Source organism: Rhodoferax sp. (assembly GCF_018063565.1).
In the GTDB taxonomy this organism is placed as follows: Bacteria; Pseudomonadota; Gammaproteobacteria; order Burkholderiales; family Burkholderiaceae_C; genus Rhodoferax.
Genome location: NZ_JAGPBB010000048.1, coordinates 18,453 through 31,996 on the forward strand (window position 1 = coordinate 18,453; position 13,544 = coordinate 31,996).

Here is a 13,544-nt window from a genome sequence, read left to right on the forward strand (position 1 = left end):
ATCAGATACGCATGGGCATGACCACATACTTGAAGTGGTCGAGTTCGGGGATGGTCAACAGTGCCGAGCTGTTGCCGTCGGAGAGTTCAATTCGAATCATCTCCTGGGTCATGTTGGACAGTGCATCAATCAGGTAGGTGACGTTGAAGCCGATCTCGATGCTGTCACCGGCATAGTCGATGTCGAGTTCGTCAATGGCTTCTTCCTGCTCGGCGTTGTTGGAGGCCACCCGCAGCGTGCCGGGGTCGATGTTCAGGCGCACACCCTTGAACTTGTCGCTGGTCAGAATGGCGGTGCGCTGCAGCGTGGACAGCAACGCGGTGCGGCCCAGCGTGATGCTGTTTTTGTGGTTGCGCGGGATGACGCGGTTGTAGTCGGGGAATTTGCCCTCGACCAGTTTGGTGACAAATTCCATGCCGCCAAAGCTGAACTTGGCCTGGTTGTTGGCAAATTGCATGTCGATGGCACCATCGGCGTCGGAGAGCAGGCGCTGCATTTCCAGCACGGTCTTGCGCGGCAGGATGACCTCTTGCTTGGGCACTTCAACATCCAGTGTGGCGCTGGCAAAGGCCAGGCGGTGCCCGTCAGTGGCCACCAGGCTGAGCTGCTGGCCCTCGGCGACAAACAGGATGCCGTTGAGGTAATAGCGGATGTCATGCACCGCCATGGCAAACGACACTTGGCCCAGCAGGGCTTTGAGGGTTTTTTGCGGCACCGAGAACACTGGACCGAAATTGGCCGATTCCTGCACCAGCGGAAAGTCTTCGGCCGGCATGGTTTGCAAGGTGAAACGGCTCTTGCCGCCTTTGAGGATCAGCTTGGTGGCGTTGGATTCCAGCGAGACGGTCTGGTCCGCGGGCATGCTGCGCAGGATGTCGATGAGTTTGCGTGCACCGACGGTGGTGGTGAAGTCGCCTGCGTCACCACCGAGTTCGGCGCTGGTGCGGATCTGGATTTCGAGGTCGCTGGTGGTGAGCTGGATGCTGGCACCCGTCTTGCGGATCATGACGTTGGCCAGGATCGGCAAGGTATGACGCCGCTCAACGATGCCGGAGACGGCTTGCAGCACGGACAGCACTTTGTCCTGGGTGTCTTTGAGAACAATCATGTCTTCCTCTTGTGGTCAGTGGTCTTCAGGGTGACGGGTGCAGTGGCGGGGCCCGGCGTGGGCATATGCAGGCTTGGCATTTTCCCATTGTTTGGGCGATCTAGCCCTTGAGGGTTTGTTCAAGGACGTGAAGTTGCTGGTTGAGTTCGGTGAGCTGCTGGCGCTCGGCACCGATTTTGCGCACGGCATGCAACACGGTGGTGTGGTCGCGCCCGCCAAACAGTTCGCCAATCTCGGGCAGGCTCTTTTGAGTGAGTTCCTTGGCCAGGTACATGGCGATCTGGCGCGGCCGGGCAATGCTGGCCGGTCGCTTTTTGGAATACATGTCGGCGATCTTGATCTTGTAGTAGTCGGCCACGGTTTTCTGGATGTTTTCCACCGAGATCTGGCGGTTCTGAATCGACAGCAGATCGCGCAAGGCTTCGCGTGCCAGCATGATGGAGATCTCTTTTTGATTGAAACGTGAGTAAGCGAGGATTTTGCGCAGTGCACCTTCGAGCTCACGCACGTTGGAGCGCACGTTCTTGGCCACAAAAAAAGCCACTTCCTCGGGCATTTCAATGCCTTCGACCAACGCCTTGTTGATCAGGATGGCCACGCGCATTTCGAGCTCGGGTGGCTCGATCGCCACCGTCAGCCCGGAGTCAAAGCGCGACACCAGGCGCTCATGGATGTCGGCCAAGCCCTTGGGGTAGGTGTCGCTGGTCATGACGATATGCGACTTGCGTGCCAGCAGCGCTTCGAAGGCGTTGAAGAATTCTTCCTGCGTGCGTTCCTTATTGGCAAAAAACTGTACGTCGTCAATCAGCAGCAGATCAAGCGAGTGGTAGCGCTCCTTGAATTCATCAAAAGCCTTGCGCTGATAGGCTTTGACCACATCGGTGACAAACTGTTCCGCATGGATGTAGAGAACTTTGGCTTGGGGGCGGTCGGCGATCAACTGGTTGCCGACTGCGTGCATCAAATGGGTCTTGCCCAGGCCGACACCGCCGTAGATGAAAAGCGGGTTGTACAGATGGCCGGGCATGCCTGCCACGTGCATGGCCGCTGCGCGCGCCATGCGATTAGCACTGCCCTCGACCAGGGTTTCAAAAGTGAGAGCATTGTTGAGGCGGTTCTTCAGGGGCTCAGCCGCTTTACTGGCCTCGGCCACCTGTGGCGTTGGTTCGTCCGCTGGCGCTGTACCCTGTCTGAAGGCGGGTTGGCTGCGGGCAACGGGCTCACGCGGAGCAAGCGCTAACTCAATGTGAACGGCTTGTCCGGTCAGGCGTTCCATCAACTGGGCCAGGCGGCCGCTGTACTGGGCACGGATCCAGTCTAGCTTGAAGCGGTTGGCGACAAACAACGTGACACGCGACAGATCGTCAGATACCTGCGCAGACAGCGGTTTTATCCAGGTCTGAAACTGCTGCTCGGGTAACTCCTGGGCCAGTTGGTCAATGCAGGCTTGCCAGAAGTCAGGTGCGATGGCCGCCTCTTGCGAGCCATTGGGGGTGGGGTTGCCCTCGGTCATTGTGTGGTGAGATGATGTGGACAGTGGGAGAAAGGGCGGCGGTAAATTCTAATTTATCAAATGCTTATCCACACCCGCAACGGCGGCGCTGTGCAGCATTATTTGCGTTACAAGAGGTGCAGTTTGCCATACGGCAAACCGGGTGACCAAAGTTTGCGATAATACGAGGTTCCCTGACAAAAAAAAGTTGCGCCAGTTTTGGTTGCGCTGGCTGGCGTCGCCCTCGTGTCTCTTAGGATTTGCAACAATGAAACGCACATACCAACCCTCCAAAACCCGTCGCGCCCGTACCCACGGTTTTTTGGTTCGCATGAAAACCCGCGGTGGCCGGGCGGTGATCAACGCGCGTCGCGCCAAAGGCCGCAAGCGTCTGGCTGTCTGATTTTGCTGCCGGGGCAGGCAACTGTCTGTTTGGCAAGTCAGGTGTACGGTCTAGGGTGCCCGAGTTTGAAACGTCTCAAGACGCGTCAACAGTTTCAGGCGGTGTTGGGTGGTGAAACGCTGGCGCGCACGCCGCACTTCGCACTGCATTGCACCGCGCTGAATACTGGGTCGACGCAGCAAACGGAACAGCAAAACCTGTTTGCCGTGCAGGATGTGTGGTTGGGTGCGATGGTGCCCAAACGCTGGGCCAAACGTGCGGTGACACGCAATGCCATCAAACGTCAGGTTTATACCGTGGGCGGCGAGTTTGAGTTGTCGCTGGCTCGCGCAGCCCATGTGGTGCGGTTGCGTGCCAGCTTTGATCGGAGCCGGTTTGTCAGTGCCAGCTCGGACGCGCTGAAGGCAGCGGTGCGCCAGGAGTTGCTGCATTTGTTTGGCAAAGCAATTCGTCCGGCACCACCAGCACCAGCGGAGTGTGCATGATTGCCCGTCTGCTGATTGGCGTGGTGAAAGCCTACCGCCTTTTATTGAGCCCTTCTCTGGGTTCGTCCTGCCGATTTGAGCCCACGTGTTCGGCCTACGCCATTGGCGCACTGCAACGGCATGGCGCACTCAAAGGCAGTTATCTGACGCTACATCGCATCGGCCGCTGTCATCCCTGGTGTGCAGGCGGGCTTGACCCGGTGCCAGAGGCATCCACCCCGGCGGCGGGTTTGTTGACAAGATTGATTCCACCTTCCTCTCCAAAGAAGTCCTCATGAACGATATCCGGCGCACTATTTTGTGGGTGATTTTTGGCTTTGCCATGATCATGCTGTGGGACAAATGGCAGATTCACAACGGCAACAAACCCACATTTTTCCCGGGAGCGGCGCCGGTCGCGGCAACAGCCGCCTCAGCAGCTGGGACGGCCAGTGTGCCTGCAGGGGTGCCAACGGCCGCCACGCTAACGGCTGCTGGCTCGGCGCCAGCAAATGCTGCAACTGGTTTGGTGCCGCCGGCCGCAAGTGCAGTTGCCGCCGAAAAGGTGGTGATTGAAACCGACGTGCTGAAATTGACTCTGAGCACTGAGGGTGGGTCAGTGGTGCGCAGCGAGTTTCTCAAGCACCAGGACATGGCCGACAAAGCGCATCTTTTTGTCCTGTTCGACAACAGCAAGGAGCGCGTCTACATGGCGCAGAGTGGTCTGATTGCCGGGGCTGGTGGTGCCGCGCTGCCGACCCACAAGTCGTTAATGACGCTTGTTGCAGGTGATCGAACTTTGAAGGAGGGCAGCCAGACCCTGGATGTGCAGTTTGAATCGCCTGAAGTGGGGGGTGTGAAGCTGGTCAAGACCTATACCTTCACACGTGGCAGTTATGCCGTCATGGTGAAGCACGAGGTTCGCAATGTCAGCGCCGCTACAGTCAGTCCTCAGCTCTATCTGCAACTGGTGCGCGATGGCAACAAGCCGCCAGGAGAGTCGTCCTTCTATTCGACATTCACCGGGCCAGCGGTCTATACCGAGGCCAAGAAGTATCAGAAGGTCGAGTTTGCCGACATCGAGAAAGGCAATGTGGACATCGAGAAGGTGGCGGAAAACGGCTATGTGGCCATGGTTCAGCATTACTTTGCCAGTGCCTGGCTGCTGGGCGACGGCATCAAGCGTGAGTTGTTCATGCGCAAGGTTGACACCAATCTGTACTCGGTGGGCATGATCGCGCCGCTCGAACCGATCGCCGCAGGTGCCAGCAAAGTGGTCGAGACCAGACTGTTTGCCGGCCCGCAAGAAGAAACGGTGCTTGAAACGCTGGCACCCGGACTGGAGCTGGTGAAAGACTACGGTTGGCTGACCATGCTGGCCAAGCCGCTTTACTGGCTGCTGGTCAAGTTGCACGGGTTGATTGCCAACTGGGGCTGGGCGATTGTGGCGCTGGTGCTGCTGCTCAAAGCCGCGTTTTACTGGCTCAATGCCAAAGCCTACGCCAGCATGGCCAAGATGAAGGCGGTCAACCCGAAGATCACCGAGATGCGTGAGCGCCTCAAAGACAATCCGCAGCAGATGCAGCAGGAGATGATGCGTATCTACCGCGAGGAGAAGGTCAACCCGATGGGTGGGTGCTTTCCGATCATGATCCAGATTCCGGTGTTTATTGCGCTGTACTGGGTGCTGCTGTCGAGTGTGGAGATGCGCAATACGCCCTGGCTGGGCTGGATCCATGACCTTTCCAGCCCGGACCCGTTTTACATTCTGCCCATCATCATGACACTGACCACAGTGCTGCAGACATCGCTCAACCCCTTGCCGCCTGACCCACTGCAAGCCAAGATGATGTGGTTCATGCCATTGGCGTTCAGCGTGATGTTCTTCTTCTTCCCCTCGGGCCTGGTGTTGTACTGGATCACCAACAATATTTTGTCGATCGCCCAGCAGTGGGTCATCAACACCCGCATGGGCGTACCACCCAAGTTTCACATGCCCAAGTTCTAATGGGAAAGTGGTCCTGAAGTGAGCCTAGGGCGGACTCAGGATCCCATAGTGGCTGTTGCTACGGCGCCCGGGCGCGGCGCTGTGGGTATTGTGCGTATCAGTGGTCGTGGCTTGCTGCCCTTGGCCCTTGCCCTATGTGGCAAGACCCTGCAACCACGTCTGGCCACGTACACCGCATTTGTCGACCAGGACGGGATAGCAATAGACCATGGGTTGGCGATTTACTTTGTGGCGCCGCAGTCCTTCACTGGGGAAGATGTGCTGGAGCTGCAGGCGCATGGCGGCCCTGTGGTACTGCAATTGCTGCTGGCGCGCTGCCTGTCCGCGGCGGCGGCGGTGCGACCCGACGGCACACCTACCCTGGCGCGGCTGCGCTTGGCTGAGCCGGGTGAGTTTTCCCGTCGAGCCTTCCTCAATGACAAGATGGATCTGGCGCAGGCAGAGGCCATTGCTGACCTGATTGACGCCAGCACCGAGGCGGCTGCGCGCAGCGCCAGTCGGTCTTTGTCGGGGGCGTTTTCGCAGCATATCCATCAACTGCGTGACGCGCTGATCCATCTGCGGATGCTGGTGGAGGCGACACTGGACTTTCCCGAAGAAGAAATTGACTTCCTGCGCAAAGCCGATGCGCTTGGGCAGCTGCAGCGGTTGCAGCAAGATGTGTCTGGGGTGCTGCAACAGGCTCGCCAGGGCGCCTTGTTGCGTGAAGGCATCAAGGTGGTCATTGCCGGGCAACCTAACGCTGGAAAATCTTCGTTGCTCAATGCGCTGGCGGGTGCCGAGCTGGCCATCGTGACGGCGGTGCCGGGGACCACCCGCGACAAGGTGCAGCAAACCATTCAGATCGAAGGTGTGCCGGTGCATGTGATTGACACTGCCGGGTTGCGCGACAGTGACGACGAGGTGGAGAAAATCGGCATTGAGCGGGCATGGGATGCGATCGAGCAGGCCGATGCGGTGTTGTTCTTGCACGATCTGACACGCTGCAATGCACCTGAATATGTAGCTGCAGATGCCCATATTCACAGTTCCATGGCGCTAAAGATGCCAAAAGAGGTCGCGCTGATCGAGGTCTGGAACAAAGCCGATGTGGTCGAGTGGGTGGTGGGCACTGATGCCACAGACGGGGTGCGTTTGTCAGCCAAGACCGGACTTGGGCTGGATGCCTTGCGCCTGCGTCTGCTGTCGGTGGCGGGCTGGCAGTCAGGGGCCGAAGGGGTCTTCATGGCGCGCGAACGCCATGTGCGGGCACTTGGTCAGGTCAAACTGCATCTGGCGGCAGCGAGCGGACACCTGGACTTACAGGCACAGGCGCTGGATCTTTTGGCTGAAGAGCTGCGACTGGCGCAGAATGCGCTGTCCGAGATCACTGGCGAGTTCAGCTCTGACGATTTACTGGGCGTTATTTTTTCAAGTTTTTGCATTGGTAAGTAAAAACTCTTCACTTTGGCTGACAATTGCAGACCACACGAATCGATGTGGTGGGAGGTTGTAACCGTGTCTTTTTTTAGTTGGTTATTCCCTGAGCCGGCGCCTGCCGGCGTGGCAGAGTCGCCCAAGCTGAGCGCAGGGTCCGCGTTGGCTGAACTCAAAAAGCAGCGCCACGATCGGCGTGACAAGCTCTACGGCGTGGTGCGTGATGTGATGATGCGCAGCGAAGTGCTGGCCTCACACTACAAGTTCAAGGTGTTGTCGCTCGACACGCAAGGCAGCCAATTTCTGGTCATGATCGATGTGATGGCGGGTCCAATCATGTCGGCGGGGGACTTGATCAAGATCGAAAATTTACTTAGCAATGTCGCTGAAGAGCGGCATGCGCTACGAGTCAAGGCGGTGTATTGGCGTCAACTGGAGGCTGGCTTGGGTGCCGCCCAGGCGCCGGTGGCCGCACCGGTCACACCAGCGGCCGCGCCAGCACCGGCGCAGGCCACGGCGGTCGAAAAGAACGCGACTGCGCCCGCGCCGGTCGGCCGGGGCGGGGCCAAATCACAAGGTTTTGAACCCATCGGGCAGGACGAAATGATGGCCTTCAAACAGGCGATCGCCAGTGCCGTGACCGTTATTGCGCCAGCGGCCTCGGGTTCGCGCAAACCAAATGCCGCACCAGGTTTTGAAGATACCCAGCTACTGGAGTCTGATGAAGGTGCTTCGCCGCTGAGTCGGACCCAGTTTGGCGATTTGAATTAAGCCTTGATAAGGCTTGCCGGGTGAGAACGGGCTCAATGCCCGGCAAAGTCCACCAGCGTGAACAGCGGCAGCCCACCCTGGCGCAACTTGGCTGAGCCACCGAGCTCGGGCAAGTCAACAATGGCCGCGCCCTCCATGACGGTGGCGCCCAGTTTTTCCAGCAGTTTTTTGCCGGCCATCATGGTGCCGCCGGTGGCAATCAGGTCATCGATCAGCAGGACCCGGTTGCCAGGTTTGACGGCATCGGTGTGCAGCTCGACGGTGGCGCTGCCGTATTCGAGCTCGTAGGTTTCCTCAACCGTGGTGAACGGAAGCTTGCCTTTTTTTCGGATGGGCACAAACCCCACCCCAAGCTCGTAGGCCACCACTGCACCCAGGATAAAGCCGCGTGCGTCCAGCCCGGCCACCACATCAGGGCGCATGTCCGGGTCCATGTAGCGGTGGACAAAGGCGTCAATCAGTACCCGAAATACCTTGGCGTCCTGCAGCAGCGGGGTGATGTCGCGAAACTGCACACCCGGGGCCGGCCAGTCCAGCACGGTGCGGATGTGGTCACGAAGGTATTGGTTGACGCTGATGTTGAGCATGGTGGGTTCCAGAGGTACTTGTTTTTGGCGCGTGACGGGGTGATTCAACCTTTGAGCAGATGGTGCTCGGCTTGCAGGATCGGGCCGGCTTTGCCGGACAGCACCAGGGAGTCACCGTCCATCAATTCCAGTGCATCGGTGATGGCCATGACCTGGCCGGATTTGCGACGCAGGCTGACCAGTTGTACGCCAAGTGTGTGCAACTGCAGTTCACCCACCTGGCGCCCGACACAGCGGGCACGCAGTGGCAGGCTGAGTGAGCTCAATCGCTCCTGCTCGGTCTCGTCCACGCTGGCGTCGTCGGAGCCGCGAAAAAAACCACGCAACAGGCTATAGCGCGCATCACGCTGCTCCTGAATGATGCGAATCACCCGACGCATGGGTACGCCCACCAGCGCCAGCGCATGGCTGGCCAGCATCAGCGAGCCTTCGATGGCCTCGGGAACCACTTCGGTGGCGCCAGCCTTTTGCAGCAGTTCCAGGTCATGGTCGTCCTGGGTGCGCACCACCACCGGCACCTGAGGCGCGTGCGCCTGGATGTGGGTGAGAACTTTCATGGCGCTGGCGGTTTCCAGGTAAGTTACAGCCACCGCACTGGCACGTGCCAGGCCGGCCGCCATCAGCGCCTGCAGTCGGGCGGCATCACCAAACACCACCGAGTCGCCGGCGGCGGCAGCCTGGCGCACCCGGTCCGGGTCCAGGTCAAGTGCCATGTAAGGAATGTGCTCCTTGTCCAGAATGCGTGCCAGGTTCTGGCCGCAGCGCCCGAAACCACAAATGATCACGTGTTTGTTCGCCTTGATCGACTTGCGGGCAATGCTGGTCATCTGGACCGATTCCATCAACCATTCGTTGCTGACTAGTCGCAACACGATGGTGTTGCTGTGCATCACGATGAACGGCGTGGCCAGCATGGAGAGCACCATCGCGGCCAGAATGGGGTTGAGCAGTTCTGGCGGCACCAGGGCGTGGTTTTGTGCCAGCGCCAGCAAAACAAAACCGAACTCACCGGCTTGCGCCAGATACAGGCCAGTGCGCAGTGAGATGCCCATGCTAGCGCCCAGCAAACGGGTGATGGCGGTGACCAGCACGGCCTTGAACAATACTGGCAAGGTCATCAGCACCAGCACCAATGGCCAGCGTTCCAACACCAGGCGCCAGTCGAGCATCATCCCGATACTGATGAAAAACAAACCCAGCAACACATCGTGAAACGGGCGGATGTCGGTCTCCACTTGATGCTTGTACTGTGTCTCGGAAATCAGCATGCCGGCGATGAACGCGCCCAGCGCCAGGCTTAAACCAGCCAGTTCGGTCAACCAGGCCAGCCCCAAGGTGACCAGCAGCAGGTTGAGCACGAACAGCTCTTCACTCTTGCGCCGCGCCACCAGCGTCAACCACCAGCGCATGATGCGCGGACCGCCCACCAGCAGCAGGGTGATCAGTGCCATCGCTTTGAGCATGGCCAATGTCAGCGTTTCCGCCATTTGCTCTGGGCTCGCACCAAGTGCCGGAATCAGCACCAGCAAGGGCACTACAGCCAAGTCTTGAAACAGCAATACACCCATGACGCGCTTGCCGTGTTCGCTTTCCATTTCGATGCGCTCGGACATCAGCTTGACCACGATGGCGGTGCTGCTCATGGCCATGGCACTGGACAAGGCCAGCGCGGTTTTCCAGTCCATACCCCAGTGCGCCGGTGCCAGCAGGGCAAAACCCATGCTCGCCACAGTGGTCATCAGCATGGTCAGTGTGACCTGGAACAGTCCCAACCCGAACACGTGCTGGCGCATGGTTCGCAGTTTGGGCAGATTGAATTCCAGACCGATGACAAACATCAGGAACACCACACCAAACTCGCCCAGGTGGCGCACACCGTCGGCATTTTTGGCCAGCGCCAGTGCGTTCGGGCCAATCACCACACCGACCGCCAGATAACCCAGCATGGGTGGCAGCTTGAGCGTGCGGCACACCACCACGCCCAGCACGGCGGCCAGTAAATAGAGTAAGGTCAGGTCAAGCGGGTTCACCCCCCGATACTACCAAGCACCCAATACAGCGTGGCCGCGCAAGCGATTGGCGCACCGATAAAATGAACGTATGACCACCGATCTTTCCCGCCCGCAGGCGTTTGACGCCAGCCGCGCCCTCGCACTGGCCCGGGAAACCCTCGACATCGAGGCCGCTGCGGTGCTGGGACTGCGTGGGCACTTGGGCGCTGATTTTGCCCAGGCGGTGCAACTGATGCTGAGTGTTCGGGGGCGGGTGGTGGTGATGGGCATGGGCAAAAGTGGCCACATCGGGCGCAAGATCACGGCCACGCTGGCATCCACCGGCACACCAGCCATGTTTGTGCACCCGGCCGAGGCCAGCCATGGCGATCTGGGCATGATCCAGGCGGTGGATCTGGTGCTGGCAATCTCCAACAGCGGTGAATCCGAAGAACTCAACGCCGTGTTGCCGATGATCAAACGCCTGGGTGCACCCTTGCTGGCCATGACGGGGGACGCCGACTCGACGCTGGCACGCCACGCCGATGTGTTTTTGAACAGCGGTGTCGAGAAAGAAGCCTGTCCTTTGAACCTTGCGCCGACAGCCAGCACGACGGCGCAACTGGCGCTGGGAGATGCGCTGGCGGTGGCGCTGCTGGATGCGCGTGGTTTCAAGGCCGAAGACTTTGCCCGCTCGCACCCGGGTGGCGCTTTAGGGCGCAAACTGCTGACCCACGTGAGCGACGTGATGCGCAGCGGCGAGGCAGTGCCACGGGTGGGGCTGGAAGCTTCCTTCAGTGAATTGATGCGCGAGATGAGCGCCCGTGGCCTGGGTGCCACCGCGGTCGTGGACGCGGATGACCGTGTGCTGGGTATTTTTACCGACGGCGACCTGCGCCGGTTGATCGAAAAAGGGGTCGACCTGCGCAGCAGCACCGCCGCTCAGGTGATGCACCCCAACCCCAGCACCATTGGCTGTGACGCGCTGGCGGTCGAGGCGGCCGAGCTGATGGAGCTTCGGCGCATCACCAGCGTATTGGTGCTCGATGCGCAGGGCCGACTGTGTGGTGCGCTCAATAGCAACGACCTGATGCGTGCCAAGGTGATCTGATGCAACCGGCGCTGAACTTCCCGCCCGAACTGTTGCTCCAGGCGCAAGGCGTCCGCGTGGTATTTTTTGATGTGGACGGGGTGCTGACCGATGGCGGACTTTATTTCTCAGAGGCTGGCGAGACGCTCAAACGCTTTAACACGCTCGATGGCCATGGGCTGAAGTTGCTGCAGCGCGCCGGCATCACCCCGGTGGTGATCACCGGACGCGACAGCAAACCTTTGCGAGTTCGACTGGCGGCACTTGGCATTACCCATGCTTTTTATGGCACCGAAGACAAGCGCCCGGCCGCAGAATCTGCGCTCAGAGCCCTGGGGCTGGACTGGAGGCAAGCGGCTGCGATGGGCGACGACTGGCCAGATCTGCCGGTGATGACACGCTGCGCCTTTGCCTGCGCCCCTGCCAACGCGCAGGCCGAGCCACTGGCCATGGCGCACTACGTGACCCATCGGCATGGGGGCGCTGGCGCCGTGCGTGAGTTGTGCGACCTGTTGCTGGTGGCCAGTGGTCGCTACGCGGATCTGTTGCGTGAGACACTGGCGTGATGACTGCGCTGCGCTTGATATTTGACCGGATGACGCTGTACTTGCCAGTGTTTCTGATGGGGGCGCTGGCGATGGCGACTTACTGGCTGGTGCGCAGTACCCCGGTGAGCCAACCCACCAAGGTCGACTCAGCCAAACCCCATTTGCCCGACTATTTCATGCGCAACTTTTCGGTCAAGACCTTCAATGCCAAAGGTGAGCTCAAAAGTGAGGTATTGGGGGGGGAAGCAAGACACTTTCCTGATACCGGTGCGCTGGAGATTGATCAGGTACGGATACGCTCGTTTGACCCGCAGGGCCGGTTGACCACCGCGACGGCACGCCAGGCGGTGACCAATCAGGACGCCTCGGAGGTTCAGCTTATCGGCGCTGCGCAGGTGGTGCGCTCGCCCATGACCGGCGCGGGTGGTGTGGTGCAACCCGAGATGACTTTCTCGGGTGAATACCTGCACGCGTTTCTGAACACCGAGCGGGTGGTGTCAGACAAACCGGTGGTGCTGACGCGCGGCACGGATCACTTCACCGCCGACAGCATGGATTTCGACAACCAGAAGCGCCTGCTGCAATTGCAGGGGCGCGTCATTGGCGTGTTGACGCCTGGACTGGCCAGGCCGAAGGTGCCCAAGGCAGCACTGGCCAAACCATGAGCAAACTTGTTCTGATCACCGGTGCGTCCAGCGGACTGGGGCAGGCCATGGCCTTGCATTTTGTGCGCCAGGGCTATCGACTGGCCCTGTTGGCGCGCCGCACAGATACCATTCAGGCTTGGCTACGCGCAGCCGAAATCAGTGTGGACAGATATCAAATTTACAGTGCCGATGTGGCTGACAGCGAAGGACTGGCCGCAGCGGCGCAGGACTGCCTGACGCGCCAGGGCGTACCCGACGTGGTGATTGCCAATGCTGGTATCAGCATCGGTGTGGACTCATCGCGCCCTGAAGACCTGGAGGTGATGGCGCGAATTTTGAGCACCAACGTGGTCGGCGTGGCGGCCACCTTTGGCCCGTTCATCAACGCCATGGTGGCGCGCGGCAGTGGCACGCTGGTAGGCATTGGCAGCGTGGCCGGCATTCGCGGCCTGCCCGGCCATGGTGGCTACTGCGCCAGCAAGGCGGCCGTGATCAGCTATTGCGAGAGTCTGCGCGGCGAGTTGCGCTCAAGCGGAGTGAAGGTGGTGACGATTTGCCCGGGCTACATCGCCACACCACTGACACAGAACAACAGTTACAGCATGCCGTTCTTGATGCAGGCGGACGTGTTCGCTGAAAAAGCCTTCAAAACCATCGAAGCGCAAGTGAGTTACCGCGTCATCCCCTGGCAGATGGGCGTGGTGGCCAAGCTGCTGCGACTGTTGCCGAACTGGCTGTTTGACAAAGCGCTGGCCGGGCGACCGCGAAAGCCACGTTCGACTGATTCGTAGCCGCCTGCCAAGAGATCGATCACTGGTCGCGTTGAAAAGTAGCACGGCGCAAGCTTGTACCACCGCCGTAGCAACGGATGTTAGCTATTTGTACTAACATTGCTATCCATCTCTCACTTCTTTGGAAGCCCCATGACTGCAAGGACCTCACCCGCCCCGCGCTCTGCACGCCTGGGGTTGCGTACCACGCCCAACCAGGAGGCAGTACTGCGACGCGCTGCCGATGTG

The 13,544-nt window shown here is 59.8% G+C and carries 14 protein-coding genes; 10 read left to right on the top strand and 4 right to left on the bottom strand.

Annotated elements, in window-relative coordinates; all coding sequences use genetic code 11:
* Position 1 precedes the first annotated feature (1 nt).
* Complete coding sequence (dnaN, locus tag KBF66_RS12090) at positions 2–1,108, bottom strand: DNA polymerase III subunit beta (protein WP_296656833.1); 1,107 nt, start codon at positions 1,106–1,108, stop codon at positions 2–4.
* Between the two features lie 100 nt (positions 1,109–1,208).
* Positions 1,209–2,621 carry a chromosomal replication initiator protein DnaA gene (gene dnaA, locus KBF66_RS12095; RefSeq protein WP_296656835.1) on the bottom strand — a complete coding sequence of 471 codons (1,413 nt, stop codon included), beginning with the start codon at positions 2,619–2,621 and terminating at the stop codon, positions 1,209–1,211.
* A gap of 247 nt (positions 2,622–2,868) precedes the next feature.
* Here dnaA and rpmH point away from each other — a divergent pair, with 247 nt between their 5' ends.
* The 6 genes from rpmH to KBF66_RS12125 all read left to right on the top strand — a co-directional run bounded on the left by rpmH (position 2,869) and on the right by KBF66_RS12125 (position 7,662).
* Positions 2,869–3,003, top strand: coding sequence for a 50S ribosomal protein L34 (rpmH, locus tag KBF66_RS12100; protein ID WP_005798102.1), 135 nt, complete (start codon positions 2,869–2,871; stop codon positions 3,001–3,003).
* 65 nt (positions 3,004–3,068) lie between these two features.
* A complete protein-coding gene (locus KBF66_RS12105) occupies positions 3,069–3,488 on the top strand; it encodes a ribonuclease P protein component (RefSeq protein WP_296656838.1) in 420 nt (139 codons plus the stop codon).
* Complete coding sequence (gene yidD / locus KBF66_RS12110) at positions 3,485–3,766, top strand: membrane protein insertion efficiency factor YidD (RefSeq protein WP_296656840.1); 282 nt, start codon at positions 3,485–3,487, stop codon at positions 3,764–3,766. Before KBF66_RS12105 ends, yidD begins: the two co-directional genes overlap by 4 nt.
* Positions 3,763–5,475 (top strand): membrane protein insertase YidC, encoded by a 1,713-nt coding sequence (yidC, locus tag KBF66_RS12115; RefSeq protein WP_296656842.1) that lies wholly within the window; start codon positions 3,763–3,765, stop codon positions 5,473–5,475. Before yidD ends, yidC begins: the two co-directional genes overlap by 4 nt.
* An 18-nt stretch (positions 5,476–5,493) precedes the next feature.
* A complete protein-coding gene (gene mnmE, locus KBF66_RS12120) occupies positions 5,494–6,909 on the top strand; it encodes a tRNA uridine-5-carboxymethylaminomethyl(34) synthesis GTPase MnmE (RefSeq protein WP_296656843.1) in 1,416 nt (471 codons plus the stop codon).
* 63 nt (positions 6,910–6,972) lie between these two features.
* Positions 6,973–7,662 carry a hypothetical protein gene (locus KBF66_RS12125; protein WP_296656845.1) on the top strand — a complete coding sequence of 230 codons (690 nt, stop codon included), beginning with the start codon at positions 6,973–6,975 and terminating at the stop codon, positions 7,660–7,662.
* Between the two features lie 32 nt (positions 7,663–7,694).
* On the opposite strand, the gene KBF66_RS12130 is transcribed toward KBF66_RS12125, so the two are convergent.
* On the bottom strand, positions 7,695–8,249 hold the full coding sequence (locus tag KBF66_RS12130) for an adenine phosphoribosyltransferase (protein ID WP_296656847.1): 555 nt from the start codon (positions 8,247–8,249) through the stop codon (positions 7,695–7,697).
* A gap of 44 nt (positions 8,250–8,293) precedes the next feature.
* Complete coding sequence (locus KBF66_RS12135) at positions 8,294–10,279, bottom strand: monovalent cation:proton antiporter-2 (CPA2) family protein (RefSeq protein WP_296656849.1); 1,986 nt, start codon at positions 10,277–10,279, stop codon at positions 8,294–8,296.
* Between the two features lie 70 nt (positions 10,280–10,349).
* Between KBF66_RS12135 and KBF66_RS12140 the strand changes: the two genes are divergently transcribed.
* Genes KBF66_RS12140 through KBF66_RS12155 form a run of 4 tightly spaced genes read left to right on the top strand, consistent with a single transcriptional unit; the run spans position 10,350 to position 13,316 of the window.
* A complete protein-coding gene (locus KBF66_RS12140; protein WP_296656851.1) occupies positions 10,350–11,351 on the top strand; it encodes a KpsF/GutQ family sugar-phosphate isomerase in 1,002 nt (333 codons plus the stop codon).
* The gene (locus tag KBF66_RS12145) at positions 11,351–11,896 is read left to right on the top strand and encodes a 3-deoxy-D-manno-octulosonate 8-phosphate phosphatase (RefSeq protein WP_296656853.1); all 546 of its coding nucleotides are present in this window, start codon (positions 11,351–11,353) and stop codon (positions 11,894–11,896) included. The genes KBF66_RS12140 and KBF66_RS12145 overlap by 1 nt, the downstream gene beginning before the upstream one ends.
* Positions 11,896–12,543 carry an LPS export ABC transporter periplasmic protein LptC gene (gene lptC, locus KBF66_RS12150; RefSeq protein WP_296656854.1) on the top strand — a complete coding sequence of 216 codons (648 nt, stop codon included), beginning with the start codon at positions 11,896–11,898 and terminating at the stop codon, positions 12,541–12,543. Before KBF66_RS12145 ends, lptC begins: the two co-directional genes overlap by 1 nt.
* Positions 12,540–13,316, top strand: coding sequence for an SDR family oxidoreductase (locus KBF66_RS12155; protein WP_296656857.1), 777 nt, complete (start codon positions 12,540–12,542; stop codon positions 13,314–13,316). The genes lptC and KBF66_RS12155 overlap by 4 nt, the downstream gene beginning before the upstream one ends.
* Positions 13,317–13,544: the final 228 nt, after the last annotated feature.

Bases quoted from the DNA above. Each gene is read 5' to 3' on its own strand.
- rpmH (WP_005798102.1), top strand. From the start codon at position 2,869: ATGAAACGCACATACCAACCCTCCAAAACCCGTCGCGCCCGTACCCAC.
- dnaN (WP_296656833.1), bottom strand. From the start codon at position 1,108: ATGATTGTTCTCAAAGACACCCAGGACAAAGTGCTGTCCGTGCTGCAA.
- yidC (WP_296656842.1), top strand. From the start codon at position 3,763: ATGAACGATATCCGGCGCACTATTTTGTGGGTGATTTTTGGCTTTGCC.
- KBF66_RS12155 (WP_296656857.1), top strand. From the start codon at position 12,540: ATGAGCAAACTTGTTCTGATCACCGGTGCGTCCAGCGGACTGGGGCAG.
- yidD (WP_296656840.1), top strand. From the start codon at position 3,485: ATGATTGCCCGTCTGCTGATTGGCGTGGTGAAAGCCTACCGCCTTTTA.
- KBF66_RS12145 (WP_296656853.1), top strand. From the start codon at position 11,351: ATGCAACCGGCGCTGAACTTCCCGCCCGAACTGTTGCTCCAGGCGCAA.
- lptC (WP_296656854.1), top strand. From the start codon at position 11,896: ATGACTGCGCTGCGCTTGATATTTGACCGGATGACGCTGTACTTGCCA.
- dnaA (WP_296656835.1), bottom strand. From the start codon at position 2,621: ATGACCGAGGGCAACCCCACCCCCAATGGCTCGCAAGAGGCGGCCATC.
- KBF66_RS12140 (WP_296656851.1), top strand. From the start codon at position 10,350: ATGACCACCGATCTTTCCCGCCCGCAGGCGTTTGACGCCAGCCGCGCC.
- KBF66_RS12130 (WP_296656847.1), bottom strand. From the start codon at position 8,249: ATGCTCAACATCAGCGTCAACCAATACCTTCGTGACCACATCCGCACC.